The organism is Mitsuaria sp. GD03876 (genome assembly GCF_029840635.1).
In the GTDB taxonomy this organism is placed as follows: domain Bacteria; phylum Pseudomonadota; class Gammaproteobacteria; order Burkholderiales; family Burkholderiaceae_C; genus Roseateles.
The window spans coordinates 21,074-35,868 of record NZ_JAOCCU010000060.1; the positions used below are offsets into that span (position 1 = coordinate 21,074).

General features: G+C 70.9%; 16 protein-coding genes. 1 reads left to right on the plus strand and 15 read right to left on the minus strand.

Features of this window, described 5'->3' with window-relative positions:
- Nucleotides 1-155: 155 nt before the first annotated feature.
- From upp to N5D62_RS25580, 3 genes are all read right to left on the minus strand, one after another.
- Entirely contained in the window at nucleotides 156-788 is a 633-nt protein-coding gene (upp, locus tag N5D62_RS25570; protein WP_279760849.1) for a uracil phosphoribosyltransferase, read from the minus strand.
- Between the two features lie 97 nt (nucleotides 789-885).
- Nucleotides 886-1,644 (minus strand): 23S rRNA (guanosine(2251)-2'-O)-methyltransferase RlmB, encoded by a 759-nt coding sequence (gene rlmB / locus N5D62_RS25575; RefSeq protein ID WP_279760850.1) that lies wholly within the window; start codon nucleotides 1,642-1,644, stop codon nucleotides 886-888.
- A gap of 34 nt (nucleotides 1,645-1,678) precedes the next feature.
- Complete coding sequence (locus N5D62_RS25580) at nucleotides 1,679-2,455, minus strand: heparan-alpha-glucosaminide N-acetyltransferase (RefSeq protein WP_279760851.1); 777 nt, start codon at nucleotides 2,453-2,455, stop codon at nucleotides 1,679-1,681.
- Nucleotides 2,456-2,711: 256 nt separating this feature from the next.
- Here N5D62_RS25580 and N5D62_RS25585 point away from each other — a divergent pair, with 256 nt between their 5' ends.
- Complete coding sequence (locus N5D62_RS25585; RefSeq protein WP_279760852.1) at nucleotides 2,712-4,328, plus strand: hypothetical protein; 1,617 nt, start codon at nucleotides 2,712-2,714, stop codon at nucleotides 4,326-4,328.
- A 146-nt stretch (nucleotides 4,329-4,474) separates the two neighbouring features.
- On the opposite strand, the gene N5D62_RS25590 is transcribed toward N5D62_RS25585, so the two are convergent.
- The 12 genes from N5D62_RS25590 to flgB all read right to left on the minus strand — a co-directional run bounded on the left by N5D62_RS25590 (nucleotide 4,475) and on the right by flgB (nucleotide 14,645).
- Nucleotides 4,475-5,578 carry a hypothetical protein gene (locus N5D62_RS25590; RefSeq protein WP_279760853.1) on the minus strand — a complete coding sequence of 368 codons (1,104 nt, stop codon included), beginning with the start codon at nucleotides 5,576-5,578 and terminating at the stop codon, nucleotides 4,475-4,477.
- Nucleotides 5,568-6,449 (minus strand): flagellar hook-associated protein FlgL, encoded by an 882-nt coding sequence (gene flgL, locus N5D62_RS25595; RefSeq protein WP_279760854.1) that lies wholly within the window; start codon nucleotides 6,447-6,449, stop codon nucleotides 5,568-5,570. Before flgL ends, N5D62_RS25590 begins: the two co-directional genes overlap by 11 nt.
- Before the next feature lie 54 nt (nucleotides 6,450-6,503).
- On the minus strand, nucleotides 6,504-7,871 hold the full coding sequence (flgK, locus tag N5D62_RS25600; protein WP_279760855.1) for a flagellar hook-associated protein FlgK: 1,368 nt from the start codon (nucleotides 7,869-7,871) through the stop codon (nucleotides 6,504-6,506).
- Nucleotides 7,868-8,260 carry a flagellar biosynthesis protein FlgJ gene (locus N5D62_RS25605; RefSeq protein WP_279760856.1) on the minus strand — a complete coding sequence of 131 codons (393 nt, stop codon included), beginning with the start codon at nucleotides 8,258-8,260 and terminating at the stop codon, nucleotides 7,868-7,870. Before N5D62_RS25605 ends, flgK begins: the two co-directional genes overlap by 4 nt.
- 69 nt (nucleotides 8,261-8,329) lie before the next feature.
- Nucleotides 8,330-9,442: a flagellar basal body P-ring protein FlgI gene (locus tag N5D62_RS25610; protein WP_279760865.1), complete on the minus strand. Its 1,113-nt coding sequence runs from the start codon at nucleotides 9,440-9,442 to the stop codon at nucleotides 8,330-8,332.
- 13 nt (nucleotides 9,443-9,455) lie between these two features.
- Nucleotides 9,456-10,199: a flagellar basal body L-ring protein FlgH gene (gene flgH, locus N5D62_RS25615; protein ID WP_279760857.1), complete on the minus strand. Its 744-nt coding sequence runs from the start codon at nucleotides 10,197-10,199 to the stop codon at nucleotides 9,456-9,458.
- 14 nt (nucleotides 10,200-10,213) lie between these two features.
- Nucleotides 10,214-11,002 carry a flagellar basal-body rod protein FlgG gene (gene flgG, locus N5D62_RS25620; protein ID WP_279760858.1) on the minus strand — a complete coding sequence of 263 codons (789 nt, stop codon included), beginning with the start codon at nucleotides 11,000-11,002 and terminating at the stop codon, nucleotides 10,214-10,216.
- 55 nt (nucleotides 11,003-11,057) lie between these two features.
- Nucleotides 11,058-11,792 carry a flagellar basal body rod protein FlgF gene (gene flgF, locus N5D62_RS25625; RefSeq protein WP_279760859.1) on the minus strand — a complete coding sequence of 245 codons (735 nt, stop codon included), beginning with the start codon at nucleotides 11,790-11,792 and terminating at the stop codon, nucleotides 11,058-11,060.
- A gap of 37 nt (nucleotides 11,793-11,829) precedes the next feature.
- Complete coding sequence (locus tag N5D62_RS25630; protein WP_279760860.1) at nucleotides 11,830-13,038, minus strand: flagellar hook-basal body complex protein; 1,209 nt, start codon at nucleotides 13,036-13,038, stop codon at nucleotides 11,830-11,832.
- A 67-nt stretch (nucleotides 13,039-13,105) separates the two neighbouring features.
- The gene (locus N5D62_RS25635) at nucleotides 13,106-13,777 is read right to left on the minus strand and encodes a flagellar hook capping FlgD N-terminal domain-containing protein (protein WP_279760861.1); all 672 of its coding nucleotides are present in this window, start codon (nucleotides 13,775-13,777) and stop codon (nucleotides 13,106-13,108) included.
- A 25-nt stretch (nucleotides 13,778-13,802) separates the two neighbouring features.
- Nucleotides 13,803-14,228 (minus strand): flagellar basal body rod protein FlgC, encoded by a 426-nt coding sequence (gene flgC / locus N5D62_RS25640; RefSeq protein WP_279760862.1) that lies wholly within the window; start codon nucleotides 14,226-14,228, stop codon nucleotides 13,803-13,805.
- A gap of 30 nt (nucleotides 14,229-14,258) precedes the next feature.
- Nucleotides 14,259-14,645 (minus strand): flagellar basal body rod protein FlgB, encoded by a 387-nt coding sequence (flgB, locus tag N5D62_RS25645; RefSeq protein WP_279760863.1) that lies wholly within the window; start codon nucleotides 14,643-14,645, stop codon nucleotides 14,259-14,261.
- Nucleotides 14,646-14,795: the final 150 nt, after the last annotated feature.

Sequence of the window (14,795 nt, forward strand, 5' to 3'; positions counted from 1 at the left end):
CCGAGGTGCGCGGATGCTAGAAGCGGTGCGCGGGCCGGATAGCCGCCGTGCGATGAAGCCGGCGAATCGGGGGATCAAGTCAGGCGCGACCGGACAGGCGCGGAACGCCTGATGGCACGACCATCGAGCGCGGGTGAACGCGCCGACGCCCAGGCTCAGACGTCCTTCGTCCCGAAGATCTTGTCCCCGGCGTCGCCGAGGCCGGGAATGATGTAGCCGTTCTCGTTGAGGTGCGAATCGATCGCCGCGGTCCAGCAGCGCACGTCCGGGTGCGCCTTGTTCAGCGCCGCCACGCCTTCCGGCGCCGCCACCAGCACCAGCGCGCGGATGTCCTTGCAGCCACGGTTCTTCAGCAGGTCCACCGTCGCGATCATCGAGCCCGCCGTCGCCAGCATCGGATCCACGATCAGCGCCGTGCGCTGGTCCAGCTGGCCCACGAACTTCTCGAAGTAGTTCACCGGCTGCAGCGTCTCGTGGTCGCGCGCCAGGCCGACCACGCTCACCTTCGCGTTGGGCATCATGTCCAGCACGCCGTCCAGCATGCCCAGCCCCGCCCGCAGGATCGGCACCACCGTCACCTTGCGGCCGGCGATCTGGTCGATCTCCACCGGCCCGCACCAGCCGTCGATCGTCGTCTTCTCCAGGGGGAAGTCCGCCGTCGCCTCGTAGGCCAGCAGCCGCGCGACCTCGCCGGTCAGCTCGCGGAACTTCTTGGTGGACATGTCCCCTTCCCGCATCAGGCCGATCTTGTGCTTGACGAGGGGATGCGTGACTTCGATGACGGCCATGGCTTGCGGTTCCGGTAAACGTTCGGGCCCTCGCGGGCCCCTTCCAATGAGGGCGCGGCCCCGGAGGGCCGCAGTGCCGCGATTATCTCGCGCCGGTTCAGGCCTTCGAGCCCGCCTGCCGCTGCCGCAGCGCCTCGTACAGGCACACCCCCGCCGCGACCGACACGTTCAGGCTCTCCACCGCCCCCTGCATCGGGATGCGCACCAGCTCGTCGCAGGTCTTGCCCGTCAGCTGGCGCATGCCGGCGCCCTCGGCGCCCAGCACCAGCGCCACCGGACCGGTCAGGTCCAGGTCGTACAGCGTCTTCTCCGCCTGGTCCGAGGTGCCGATCACCCAGATGTCCCGCTCCTTGAGCTCGCCCAGCGTGCGCGCCAGGTTCGTCACCATCAGGTAGGGCACCGTTTCCGCCGCGCCGCTGGCCACCTTGGCCACCGTCGCGTTCAACCCCACCGCATGGTCCTTGGGCGCCACCACCGCATGCGCGCCCGCGCCGTCGGCCACCCGCAGGCAGGCGCCCAGGTTGTGTGGATCGGTCACGCCGTCCAGCACCAGCACCAGCGGCGGACCCTCGACCCCATCGAGCACGTCGTCCAGCGAGTGCGAATGCGCCACCGCCTTGACCCGCGCCACCACGCCCTGGTGGCGGTGCGTCCCGCACAGCGCCTTGAGCCGCTCGTCGTCGCTCTCGACGAGCCGGGCGCCCGCGGCCTGCGCCTTCTCCAGGAAACCGCGCATGCGCTGGTCCTTGCGGGTGGCGTCGAACAGGATCTCCTGCACCGAGGCGGGCGCGGTCTTCAGCCGCACGGTGACGGCATGGAAGCCGAACAGGATCTGGGTCTTGGAAGGGGAGCTCATGGGGCGCGATTGTCGCAGGCCCCGCCCCGGCGGCTCAGAGCCAGCCGAAGTGCCGCGCCCCCATCAGCGCGCCGATCATCACCGGCTGGTGCAGCATGTAGTAGGACAGCGACCAGCGCCCCATCGCCGACAACGGCCGCAGCGCCGGCACCAGCGGCCGCGTGAACCACGCGCGCACCGACTCGATCCGCATCAGCGCGCAACCCCACAGCATCGGCCCCAGCCAGGGCAGGATCGGCACGTAGTCCTCGGTCAGCGGCTTGCGCGTGACCAGCCCGACCCAGTTGGTGGTGCGGGTGTCGAAGAACGGATCCGCCACCAGGAACGGCAGCGCGACGGCCACCGCGCCCAGCGCCCACAGCGCCGCCGCGGGCAGCCGCGAGAAGCCGAAGCGCACCAGGATCAGCATCAGCGCCATGCCGTGCAGCACGCCGAAGCTGATGTACGAGCGCGGGAACATCCACCACGAGCCGATCGACACCAGCAGCGCGCACCCCATGATCTGGCCCCAGCGGCGCCAGAAGCGATACGCCGTCTGCCCCTGCGACAAGGCCACCGCCTGCCCCATCCCCGCGCACAGCAGGAACAGGCTGACGATGCCGCTGCGCTGCCAGGTCCAGAACGGGTCGCGGTAGAAGTCCGCCAGGATGACCTTGAAGTAGCTCAGGTCGAAGCAGAAGTGGAAGACGGTCATCCAGACCATCGCCAGGCCGCGCAACGCATCCAGCCGGTCGAAGCGCGGCGTCGGCGTGCTGGCCGGCGAGGCGTCCGGCCCGTCGGCATCGGCGGTGCCGGGGACGGGGTCAGGCATTGCGGTCGAGTAGCGGGCCGTCGAATTCATCGGGGAAACAGTCTACACAGGCCGGTCGTCAGGCGAATGACGGAGTCCGGCATTCGGTCACGGGCAAGCGGCATACCCCGCGTTCCAGTAGTCCGGCTGCCCGCGATGCGTCAGCGCCGGGGCGACGCCGACGCATGAAGACGATTGAGGCGCCGCCGCGCCGCTTCGACGATGACGGTTTCGTTTCCGGACCGCCCGCGACATGCGCCATCCCCTGACTTCCTCGTTGTCCCTGCTCGCCCTGTCCACGCTGCTCGCCGCGTGCGGCGGCCGCGGCCAGGCCGAGACCCCGCCCGCCCAGCCCGCCTGCCAGCTGATCAAGGCCACGCCGGGGCTCTCGCCCGGTCCCGCCTTCGTGGACCCGCTGATGTCGATCAAGTACCTGGCCTCGAAGGCGGGCGCCTGCGGGGTGCCGCAGCTGCGCGACGCGCGCGACACCGTCGTGAAGACGCGCACCGTCGCCGCCAGCGAGTGGAAGAGTCCCGAGGGCGGCATCGTCGGCATGGTGACGCTCGAGGCCGAGGCCGAGCTGGCGCGGGAGTCGACCTACGCGCTGTACCTCGGCGAGTTGCGGATGATGGCCTTCACGACCGGCACCGAGCGCCGCGGCGCGCTGACCGAGGCGGTCGACGCGCCGGCGAAGTTCGGCGGCCTGCCGGCCACCTCGCGCGTCGAGAAGGACGACATCAACGGCCTGCTCAAGGGCTACCTGAAGTTCCTGACCGAGGAACACGGCATCGCCGGCGACGTCGCCTACGAGCTGCTGCGGGCCGTCGCCCGTTACGAACTGCCGAGCCTGTCGTCGCCCGGAGCGACCTACGCCGCACAGATCAAGCGGGTGGTCTACCGCAGCGCCGACGCCACCGGACAGCCCGTGGCGATGAGCGGCCTGCTGGTCTATCCGCTGCAGGCGACCGGCGGACCCGCCGTCGACTACAACGGCCTGCCGATCGTGCTCGGCCAGCGCGGCGCGGCCAGGAGCGACGCCCCGGCGCCGTCCTCCGGGGCCAACTACATGCTGCTGCCGGCGCTGCTGGCCGCCGGCAAGGGCCATGTCGCCCTGGTGCCGGACCTGATCGGCCAGGGCGATTCGGCCCGGCTGGCGCAGTCCTTCCTGATCGGCACGGACACCGCCGCCCAGACCGAGGACCTGCTGCTGGCCGGGCGCGAGTACTTCCTGCAGCACCATCGCGCGCAGCTGGGCCAGGACCTGCGGGTGCTGGGCCTGTCGCAGGGCGGCTTCTCGGCGATCGCCGCGCTGCCGCACCTGGCGCGGATGGGCACGGTGCGCCAGGTCGTCGCCGCCGCGGGCCCGTTCGACTTGCAGAAGACGCTGGACGCGACGCTGCTCGCCGCGGCCGGCCAGCCTCGCCCGCCCTATGCGGTGGATGCCGACCTCAGCCGCATTCCCGACTACCTGGTCGCCACGCTGACCTCGCTCGCCGCCTACCAGGGTTACCGCTTCGATCCCAAGACGACGTTCGACGACAAGGGGCAACCGCTGCCGGACTTCCTCAAGGACTACCGCGACGGCAAGCACCGCGCGCTGGGCACGCACCTGGCGATCAACAGCCCCGCGTCGGGCTCGCTGCGATATGACCTGCCGGCGGCGCAGTTCCGCTTCTACCGCTACGGCAAGGACTCGCTGATCTCCCCGCTCAACAGCGACGACATGATCGCCACGCTGACCGCGCCCGGACAGCGCGTGGGCGGCGCCTCGCTGGGGAGCTGCCGTGAAGGCTCGGAGCTGGTGAAGCTGGTGCTCAAGCACAGCAAGAGCAAGTCGACGCCGCACACGATCTGCATGCCGTTCGTGCTGAACGACTTCGTCGGCGGGCTGTGAGTCACCGCCCCGTGCGGGTGGGCGGGGCCGAGCAGCACGACGACGCCGAGCTCGACGTTACGTCACCGCCCCGCGCGGGCGGGCGGGGCGATTTCAGGCGATCAAGCGATCAAGCGATCAGGCATCCGGCATCTGGCATCTGGCCATCACGCCAGCAGTTGCCGCACCCGCTGCCGGTGCATGCCGCGCAGCGCTGGCAGCAGCGCGCCGACATCGCTGTACTCGGCGCCTGACAAGGTGCCGGACAGCGCGCCCGCCAGGGCCTCGGCCTGCGCCGGCGCCATCGAGGCCGACGGCGGTGCCGCGGCCTCGAGCTGCCCATGCAGCCTTGCGCGCGCCTGCGCGACCTTCGGCTGTGCCTGCAGCAGCTGGCCCAGCGCCTGACGCTGGCCGGCCGCTTCCTGCACGTCCCAGCGCTGCGGCTGCAGCGCGTCGGGCGACGGCTCCAGCAGCGCGCGCACCGGCTGGCCGCTCGGGAAGCGCTTGCCCTCCCCGCGCAGCGTCAGCCCGTCGCGCAGCGCGGGCCATTGCGACTCCGCGACGCTGAAGACGATCTCCGTTCCCTGCGCCTGCACGGTCAGCCCGGCCGGCGACAGCGCCTTGGTCAGCGCCTGCAGTTGCTGCTGCGTGCCCTCGCCGTCCAGCGTCACCGCGATCGTCATCGGCTTGGCGGAGGTCCCGCCGTCCTGCGGCTGGCCGGGCAATTGCAGGCGCAGCGTCTCCTTGCCCCCCTGCTGCAGCACCGCGAGGTCCAGTCCGCGCAGCTTGAAGCGCTGGCGCGCCGCGCCGTCCTCGGGCGCGGCCTGCAGCTCGCCGTCGACACGGCCGCCCGCGTCGCGGGTGCGCTGCGACCAGGTCTGGCGCAGCTGCTCGACCTGCGCGCCGAGCGCCGCCGACACCGGCGCCTGGCGCGCGAGCGTCTCGCTCAGGCCGCCCTTGAGCTGCTGCATCGCCGCGGCGAGGCGGTCGAGGTAATCGAGTCCCTGCTGCAGCTTGCCCAGGCGCAGCTGCGCGCCGGGTTCGCGCGCCGCGGAAGCGCCCTCCTCCGCGCGCAGCGGCGCGGCGGCCAGCTCGGCGATGGCGGGCGACGCGGGCACCGCGGGCGGGAAGCCGGCGGTCGGCGTCGGAACCGGCGCGGCCTGCGGCGCTCGCTGCAGCGCGGTGCCGGCGGTCGTCAGTTCTCCGGCCGCGCTGCCGGTCCAGGCGGCGCGCTGCGCGGGAACGGTCGCGACCGGCAGTTCAGATCGCATCGAACAGGCTCAGCTGGCTGACCTTGGCATAGGCCTTCTGCGTGGCCTGCAACGCCAGCGTGTAGCTGTTCAGGCGCGTCGCGGCCTCGCCGTAGTCGACCTGGCCGAGGTCCAGCGCGCTCTGCTGGTTGGCCAGGCTGACCGAGGCATGGTTGGTGTCCAGCGTCGACAGGATGTTCTGCCGGCCGCCGAGCTGGCCGATCTTGCCGGCCACGTCGCCCAGCGTCTGGTCGAGCGCCGCGATCAGCGCGGTCACGTCGGCATGCACGCCCTCGGCGGTCACGCCCGGCGTCGCGAGCTGGCCGCCCAGCGTGTTCATCTGACGCAGGAAGGCGCCCATGCCCTCGAGCGACACATTGGCGCTGACCGACATGTTGTCGGCCACGGCGACCTGCTGCGCCTGCGTGTTGCCCAGGAAGGCGTAGGCGGGGTCGACGGTCGGCTGGTCGCTGGCGGTGCCGGAGAACAGGTAGCGGCCCTCGGCATTCTTGCTGTTGGCCAGGAACAGCAGGCTGTCGTGCAGCGTCTTCACCGAGCCCGACATCGCGTTCAGGTCGTCGCCGGTGTTGCCCGCGTCGGCGGCCCAGACCAGCAGGTCGCGCGTGGCCTGCAAGTCCTCGCGGATGCTGTCCAGCGTGACCTCGCTGGTCTTGAGCCGGCTCTGCAGCGCGCCGATGTTGTCGCGGTACTGGGCCAGCGACGACTCCTCGCGCGACAGCCGCGCCAGGCGCAGCGCGGCGATGCTGTCGTCCGACGGCTTGAGCACGCGCTGGCCCGAGGCCATCTGCTGCATGACATGCGTCAGGCCCTCGTTGGCGGCCTGCAGCGCGCTGTTCATCGTCGCGTGGTACTGGTTGCTGGCGATGCGCATGGGGCGTCCTTCGGTGATCGTCGGGGGAAGCGGGGCGAGCTGGGGGACGCGGGCTCAGCCCAGCATCTGCAGCGTGCTGTCGAAGAGCTGGTTGGCGACCGCCACCACCTTCATGTTGGCCTGGTACATCTGCTGGTACTGCATCAGGTTGATGGCTTCCTCGTCAGTGTTGACGCCGGCGCTGGACTTCCAGTCCTCCTCGGCCTGGTCGCGCACCGTGGTGGCGGTCTTCTGCGAGGCCTGGTTCAGCGAGCTCGCCACGCCCAGCTTGCCCACCAGCTGCGTGAACACGTCGCCGGTGATCACCGCGGCGCTGCCGGCGGCGTTGCCGGCGGCGTCGAAGGTGGTGATCGTCATCGGCTTGTTCTTCAGCGCGATCAGGGCGGTCAGGTTGCCGCTGTCGCCGCTGACGGTCGGACTGGACGAGAACGCCAGCTGCGCCGCGGTGATGCCGGTCATCTTGAGCCGGCCGCCGCTGGTGTCGAACAGCGGCTGGCCCGGCGTCGCGGCCGGCGGCGCGTAGCCCAGCGCCAGCTGCGCGTTGAAGGCGTTGCCGATGCCCAGCGCGAGCTCCGAGACCGTCGTCTGCATCGGCCCGAGCACCTGCTTCTGCAGGTCGGCCAGGCCGCCGAGCTGGCCGCCCTGCCCCACGTCGGACAGCGTGAACGAGGTGCTGGCGAACTGGATCTTCAGCGCGGCCGGGCCGTTGGTGGCCATCACCGCGGCGTCGGCGCCGACGACCAGCGGCTGGCCGCCCTTGAGCGAGACGCTCTTGGCGCCGTCCGGCGTGTCCACCACCTGCAGCCCGACCAGCGCGGACAGCGCCTTGATCTTCTCGTCGCGGGCGTCCTGCAGGCCGGCGTCGTTCATGCCGGCGCTGCGGCCGGCGGCGATCTGCTTGTTCAGCAGCGCGATGTCCTGGGTGAGCGCGTTGACCTGGTTGACGACGCCGTCGCGCTGCGTCGCGATCGCGGTCTGCTGGTTGGCCATCAGCTGCTGCAGGCTGTCGAAGCGCTTGACCAGGCCGTCGGCGGCGGTCAGCACCGCCTCGCGCAGCGGGCCCGACTCGGGCTGCACGCTGGCGGCGTTGAGCGCGGCGAAGAACTGGTCGATGCCGTGGTTGATGTTGGCCGTGTCGTCGGACATGACCTGCTCGAGCTGGGTCAGGTAGGACTGGCCGGCGCCGTACTGGCCGAGCTGGCTGGTGGCCTGCCACAGCTGCACGTTCTTGAAGCCATCGGCGAAGCGCAGCAGCTTGGACACCTGCACGCCGGCGCCGCCCTGCGGCGTCTGCACCGAGCCCAGCAGCACGCCGGTGCGGGTGAAGCCGGGCGTCATCGCGTTGGCGACGTTCTGGCTGGTGGCGCCAAGCGCCGCTTGGGCGGCTTGCGCGCCGGTGAGGCCGTTCAGGAGGATGCTCATGGGGTCGTCGGCGGAGTGACGGAAGTCTTGCCTGGGGAAGGCGACCCGGCGGGGGCGGGACTTAAGCCGGCGGCCGGCAACACCTGCTTGAGCATCAGGTCGGCGATGCCGAAGGCGCGTTGCTGCGCCAGCGCGTCGGCCACCAGGCCGTCGGCGAAGTCGAGCATGTCCTGGCTGGCGCGCTTGCCCTCGCCGTCCTCGTCGCCGGCCAGCGTGCGGGTGCCGGCCCGCATCTGGCCGATCATCTGCTTGATGAAGAAGGCCTCGAACTTGACGGCGGCCTCGGTGGCCTTGGCCTGCACGCGCGCGTCGAAGGCGGGCGCCGGCACCGCGTCGGCGGTCACGTCGCCCAAGCCGGGGGCGACCTGTGTCTTCTGTAGATCGATCATCTCGGTCCGCTGGTGGAGTACGCCCTCTCCCGCACTGCGGGAGAGGATCGGGGTGAGGGTCGTCGGGCGTCAGATCACCTGCAGTTCGCCCTCGATCGCCCCGGCCTGGTCCAGCGCCTGCAGGATCGCCATCAGGTCGTCCGGGTTCGCGCCGATGCTGTTGACCATGTCCACGATCGCCTGCAGCGAGGTCCCCGCCGGCCAGCGGAACATCCGTCCGTCGCCCTGGTCCACGCGCAGCTGCGACTGCGGCACCGTCTGCGTGCGGCCCTGGCTGAACGCATTGGGCTGGCTGACCTGCGGGGACTCGCTGATCACCACCTTGAGGGACCCATGCGAGACCGCCGCCGGCCGCACCTTCACGCCGTCGGCGATCACCACCGTCCCGGTGCGCGAGTTGAAGATCACCCGCGGCAGCGCCGCCGCGGCCTCGATCGGCATCGCCTGCAGCTGCGCGACGAACGCCACCCGCTGCGTCGCATCCGCCGGCGCGCGCACCGACACGCTGGTCCCGTCCCGCGTGGTCGCCACGCCGTCGCCGAAGCGCCGGTTCAGCGCCTCCACGATCTGCGTCGCCGTCTGGAAGCCCGGCCGCTTCAGGTTCAGCACCACGTCCGGCCGGGAATCGAAGTCGGTCGCGATCTCGCGCTCGATGCTCCCGCCGTTGGGCACCCGGCCCGTCGTCGGCGTGTTCACCGTCACGCTCGACCCGCTCTGCCCCTGCGCGTTCAACCCGGTCACCACCAGGTTGCCCTGCGCCAGCGCGTACACCTCACCATCGGCCGCGTGCAGCTCCGTCAGCAGCAAGGTGCCGCCGCGCAGGCTCTTCGCATCGCCGAGCGAGGACACCGTGAGGTCGATCGACTGGCCCCGGCGATAACCGGCCGGGAAACTCGCGCTCACCATCACGGCGGCCGCGTTGCGCGACTTCGCCTCGGTCTTCTCCGGCAGCTTCACGCCGAATTGCTTCAGCAGGTTGGCCACCGACTGGCCGGCGAATTTCACCTGCGTGCTGTCGCCGCTGCCGTTCAAGCCCACCACCAGGCCATAGCCCAGCAGCTGGTTCTCGCGCACGCCCTCGACGTCCACGAGTTGCCGCAGCGCCTGCGCCGCCTGCACCGGGGACGCGACGATCGCGGCCGCGGCCAGGGCCAGCGCCCACGTGATCCAGAGTTTCTTCATGGCGGTCATGGCCTCAGATCGGATTCCAGGGACTGTTGAACCAGCGCGTGAACCAGCCCGGGGTGTTGGCGTCGGCCAGTTGGCCCTTGCCGCTGTAGGCGATGCGCGCGTTGGCCACGCGCTGCGAGGAGACGCGGTTCTCGCTGTCGACGTCGGCCGGGCGCACATACCCCGCCACGCGCATCAGCTCCTCGCCCTGGTTCAGCGTCAGGCTCTTCTCGCCGTGCACGCGCAGCAGGCCGTTGGACGTCACCTCCTGCACCACCACCGTGATCGCGCCCTGCAAGGTGTTCTGCTGCGTGCTGCTGCCGCTGCCGTTGAAGTCGCGGTTGCCGTTGATGCCGTACGCGCGCTGCTTGCCGTTCAGGTCGAGGTTGAAGTCGCTGCCGCTCTTCTTCGCGCTCTGCGTGTTGGCGCTCTTGCTGGCCTGCGTGGCCTCCTCCAGCACGATCGTCAGCACGTCGCCGGCGCGGAACGCGCGCGTGTCGGCGATCAGGCTGGCGCTGCGGCCGGCGACGAAGACGCCGCCCCCCGCCGCCCGCGTGGGTTCCGACAACGGCAGCGGCAAGCCGCCCGGATCGGCGCTGGGCAGCGGCGGCGGCGCGATCGCCGCGCAGCCGCCCAGGGCGAGCGCGAGCATCGGCGCGGCGCCCACGGCCAGCGCGCGGGCCAGCGCACGGGCCGACACACGGGCCAGCACAGGGGCAGGAAAACCGGCAAGCACGCGGGCAACGGGACGGACGGCGATCGGCGGCATGGTCCTCGCTCCGGTCAGCGGGCGGCTTGCGCCAGCACCTGCAGCATGTTGTCGGCCGCGGAGAGCACCTTGGTGTTCATCTCGTAGGTCCGCTGGGCCGCGATCATGTCGACCATCTCCTCGACGACCTGCACGTTGGAGCCCTCCAGCGCGCCCTGCTTGAGCTTGCCCAGGCCGTTCTCGCCGGGCACGCCCTCGGTCGGCGCGCCGCTGCCCGCGGTCTCCTGGTACAGGTTGTCGCCCAGCGCCAGCAGGCCGGCCGGGTTGACGAACTGCGTCAGGCGCAGCTGCCCGATCTCCTGCGACGCGGCGTTGTCCGCGGTCGTGATCGCGACGACGCCGTTCTCGCTGATCGTCAGCGACTTGGCGTTGACCGGGATCGTGATCTCGGGCTGCAGGCGCTGGCCCTGCGCGTTGGTCAGCCGGCCCTCCGGGCTGACGCTCAACTGGCCGGCGCGGGTGTAGGCGGGGCGGCCGTTCGGGCCCTCGACCTGCAGGAAGCCGTTGCCGACGATGGCCACGTCCAGGTTCTGGCCGGTGGTCTGCAGGCTGCCGTTGGTGAAGACCTTCTGCGTGCCGACCATGCGGGTGCCGTTGCCCAGCTGCACGCCGGTGGGCGAGGCGCTGCCGTCCTCGGCCTGCGCGCCGGGCTGGCGTTCGACCTGGTAGAACAGGTCCTCGAACATCACGCGGTCGCGCTTGAAGCCGACGGTGTTGACGTTGGCCAGGTTGTTGGCGATCGCTTGCAGCTTGGCGTCCTGCGCCTGCACGCCGGTCTTGCTGATCCACATGGCGGGGTTCATCGGGGACTCCTTCGGGGAATGCGGTGATCGGGTTGGATTCGGGGCAGGCGGCGCGTCACTCGCGCACCAGCCGGTTGCCGGTGTCGGCCATGCCGTCGGCGGCCTTGAAGAGCCGCATCTGCAGTTCGAAATCGCGGGCCAGGTTCATCGTGGCGACCATCTCCTCGACCGCCGAGACGTTGCTCGCCTCCAGCTTGCCCTTGGCGACCTGCACCGACGCGTCGGCCGCCGGCGCGGCGCCGTCGCGCGTGACCAGCAGGCCGGCCTCGTTCTTGGTCAGCTGCGAGAACGGCGGCTTGACCAGCTTGAGCCGGTCCACCGTCTGCAGCTCGGGCTGGCCGTTGGCCAGGATGGCGATCGTGCCGTCGGGCTGGACTTCCAGCCGGTCGTGCGGCGGCAGCACGATCGGGCCGCCCTCGCCCAGCACCGCGTGGCGGCCCAGGCGCAGCGTGCCGTCGGCGTCGACGCTGAAGTTGCCGCCGCGGGTGTAGGCCTCGCGGCCCGACGGGCCGTCCTGCGCGACGGCGAAGAGGCCCTCGCCCTGGATGGCCAGGTCCAGGTCGCGGCCGGTGTCGCGCTGGCCGCCGGCGCGGGCGCTGACGACGTCCGAGCGCGCCTGCGCCAGGTGCCGCGCGTCGTAGCCGTAGCCCTTGACGGTCGCGGCGTTGGCCTGCTCGAGGTTGGCGCGGAAGCCCGCCGTCTCCAGGTTGGCCAGGTTGTTGGCATGCACGGCCTGCGCGCGCTGGATGCGCTCGGCGCCGCTCATGACGGTGTAGATCAGGGCGTCCATCGGGGGCTCGCTTCGCTCGTCGGGCTCGGGCGGCGCGTCAGACGGCCTGCATCAGGGCCTGCATCATCTCGTTCTCGGTCGAGATGAGCTTGGTGTTGGCCTGGTAGTTGCGCTGCGCGCTCATCAGGCTGACGAGCTCGCCGGTGACGTCGACGTTGGACTGCTCCAGCGCACCGGCGCTGAGCTTGGCCGCCGTGCCCGCGCCCGGGCGCGCGTACAGCGCCACGCCGCTGTCGGGCGTGGAGGTCCAGCTGGTGTCGCTGACGGCCTTGAGCGCGCCCTCGTTGGCGAAGGTCGCCAGCGCGATCGTGCCCACCGTCTGCTTCTCGCCGTTGCTGAAGGTCGCGATCAGCGAGCCGTCCTCCGACAGGCTGGTGCCGGTCAGGGTGCCGGCGGCATAGCCGTTGGACTCGTTGGTGCGGGTGGTCGTGTCGCCGGCGAACTGCGTCGTGCCGGTGTAGTCGATCTGCATCGCGATCGGCGCCGCGCCGTTGCCCGGCGTGGCGTTGAGCGTGACGGCCGGCACCGCGGTGAGCTGGCCCTGCGCGTCGAAGTTCATCGTCGCGCCCGGACCGGCCGGGGCCGCGCCGTCGAAGCTGTAGTACGCGTTCAGCGTGCCGGTGCCGGTCTTGACGAAGTACTGCGTGACGCTGTGCTTGGTGCCCAGCGAGTCGTACACGACCGAGGTCACCGAGCTGTTGAAGCTGCGCGGATCGTCCTTGTCGAAGGTCGCCACGGCCGGCACGGTCCAGTCGGCGCTGAGGTTGCCGTTGAAGCTCAGCCGGTCGCTGGGCTGCGCCGGGATGGTGCCGGTGGCCACGCGCAGGTCGCCGAAGGCGCCCAGGCCGGCGCCCTGCACCGGGCGGCCGTTGGCGTCCAGCACCGCGGCGTAGCCCTGCGCCTTGCGGCCCAGGCTGTCGACGACGTAGCCCTCCTTGTCGACGTTGAACAGGCCCACGCGGGTGAACAGCGTCTGGCCGTCGTTGCCCTTGACCGCGAAGAAGCCGCGGCCCTGGATCATCGCGTCCATGCCGCGGCCGGTGTTGAACAGGCCGCCGCCGGTCTCGATGGACTGCGAGATCGAGCCCACCTCGACGCCGGTCGGATGGCTGTCCGCGACCATCGACGAGAAGTTGCTGCGGCTGGACTTGAAGCCGTAGGTGCCGGAGTTGGCGATGTTGTTGCTGATGGTCTCCAGGCTGGCGTTGACCGCGTTGATGCCCGAACGTGCGATTTCGAAACTCATGGGGGCCTCCGTAGGCGTTGGATTCAGGGGAACTTCGGAACTGGGGAAGCGGGATCGCGGCGCGGCGTCAGGAGGCGGCGCGGCCCTTGAACTGCGTGATGGCCTGGCTCGCGATCTCGCCGACGCCGGCCAGCTGCAGCATCACGCTGCCGTCGCCGGCCAGGCGCACGCCGTCCAGGCGGGCCACGGTCTCGACCTGCACGCCGCGCTTGTCCTTGGCCTCGAACCTGATCGCGTACTGGCCGTCGCCCAGGCTCAGCTTGGCCGGGTCCAGCGTGTAGGCCTGCTCGCCCTTGCCGAGCGCGCCCAGCGCGATGCGCTGCTCGCGGCCGTCGCCGCCGGTCAGCACCAGCGTGTTGTCGGGGCTGGCGGCGTCCAGCGTGAAGCGCAGCTGGACCGGCTGGCCCGAGAGCTGCAGCTGCGAGACCGAGGCCTGCAGCGTCGAGCCGACCTGCGCGCCCAGCGTCATCAGCTGCAGGCTGGCCAGCATGCCGGCGTTGGTCTGGCCCTGCGAGGCCAGCTTCTGCATCGACTCGACCTGGCTGAGCTGGGTCAGCTGGCTGACGAATTGCGACGGGTCCTGCGGCGACAGCGGATCCTGGTTCTTGATCTGCGCGACGAGCAGCGTGGTGAACAGCGAGCTCAGCCCGCCGCCGTCGCCGCCCAGGCCGTTGCCGGCGATGGCGTCGTTGGCCGACGGGGAGTTGCTGCTCGCGTTGTTGTTGACGGCGGTGGTCATGGCGGGTTCCTCGCGGGGGGCGGATTCAGGCGTCGCCCAGGCGCAGCAGCGACTGCTGCATCGACTTGACCCGCGACAGCACCTCGACGTTGGTCTCGAAGGCGCGCGACGCGGAGAGCATGTCGGTCATCTCGGCGACCGGGTTGACGTTGGGATAGAAGACCTCGCCGTTCTCGTTGGCCAGCGGGTTCTCGGGCTCGTAGGCCTTGCGCAGCGGCTCCTGGCTCTCGACGACGTCCAGCACCTGCACCCGCGTGCCGGCCAGTTGCGCGTCGCCCAGGCCCTCGCGCGCGGCCAGCGCGGCGAAGACCGGCTTGCGGGCGTGGTAGGTCGCGGCCTCGCTGCCGGCGGCGGACTGCGCGTTGGCCAGGTTGCTGGCGATCGTGTTCAGGCGCACCGTCTGCGCGGACATCGCCGAACCGGCGATCTGGCTGATCTGCTTGAAGGACATGGGCTTCCCCTTGGGGTGTCGAGGCGGCGGTTACTGGCCGTTGATGGCCTTGGCCAGGCCCTTGAGCTTCATGTTCACGAAGGTCAGGCTGGTCTGGAAATCGAGCGCGTTCTGCGCGAAGGCGGCCTGCTCCACGCCCAGCTCGACGGTGTTGCCGTCCTGCGAGGGGTGGTAGGGCACGCGGTACTGCGGGTCCTGGGCGCCGGTGTCCAGCGCGAGCCCGGCGTCGAAGCCGTCGCCCGATCCGTCGCCGCCGCCGAGTGCGGCGCGCAACGACGCGGCAAAATCGATGTCGCGTGCCTGGTAGCCCGGCGTGCTGACGTTGGCGATGTTGGAGGACAGCACCTTGGTCCTCTCGGCGCGCAGGCGCAGCGCGTCGTCATGCACGCCGGCCGCCTTGCTGAAATCGATGCTCATGCGCGACTCCTTTCCTTCGTTCGTTTCCGTTGCCCTGTCGACCGCCCTCGCGGCCTCAGCGCTGTCCTTGTCCATGACGGCCGTCGCCGCCGGTGCGCCCGCGGCGGAGCGAGCCACCGCGTCCGCCACCAGCGCGCCCGCGGCGGATCG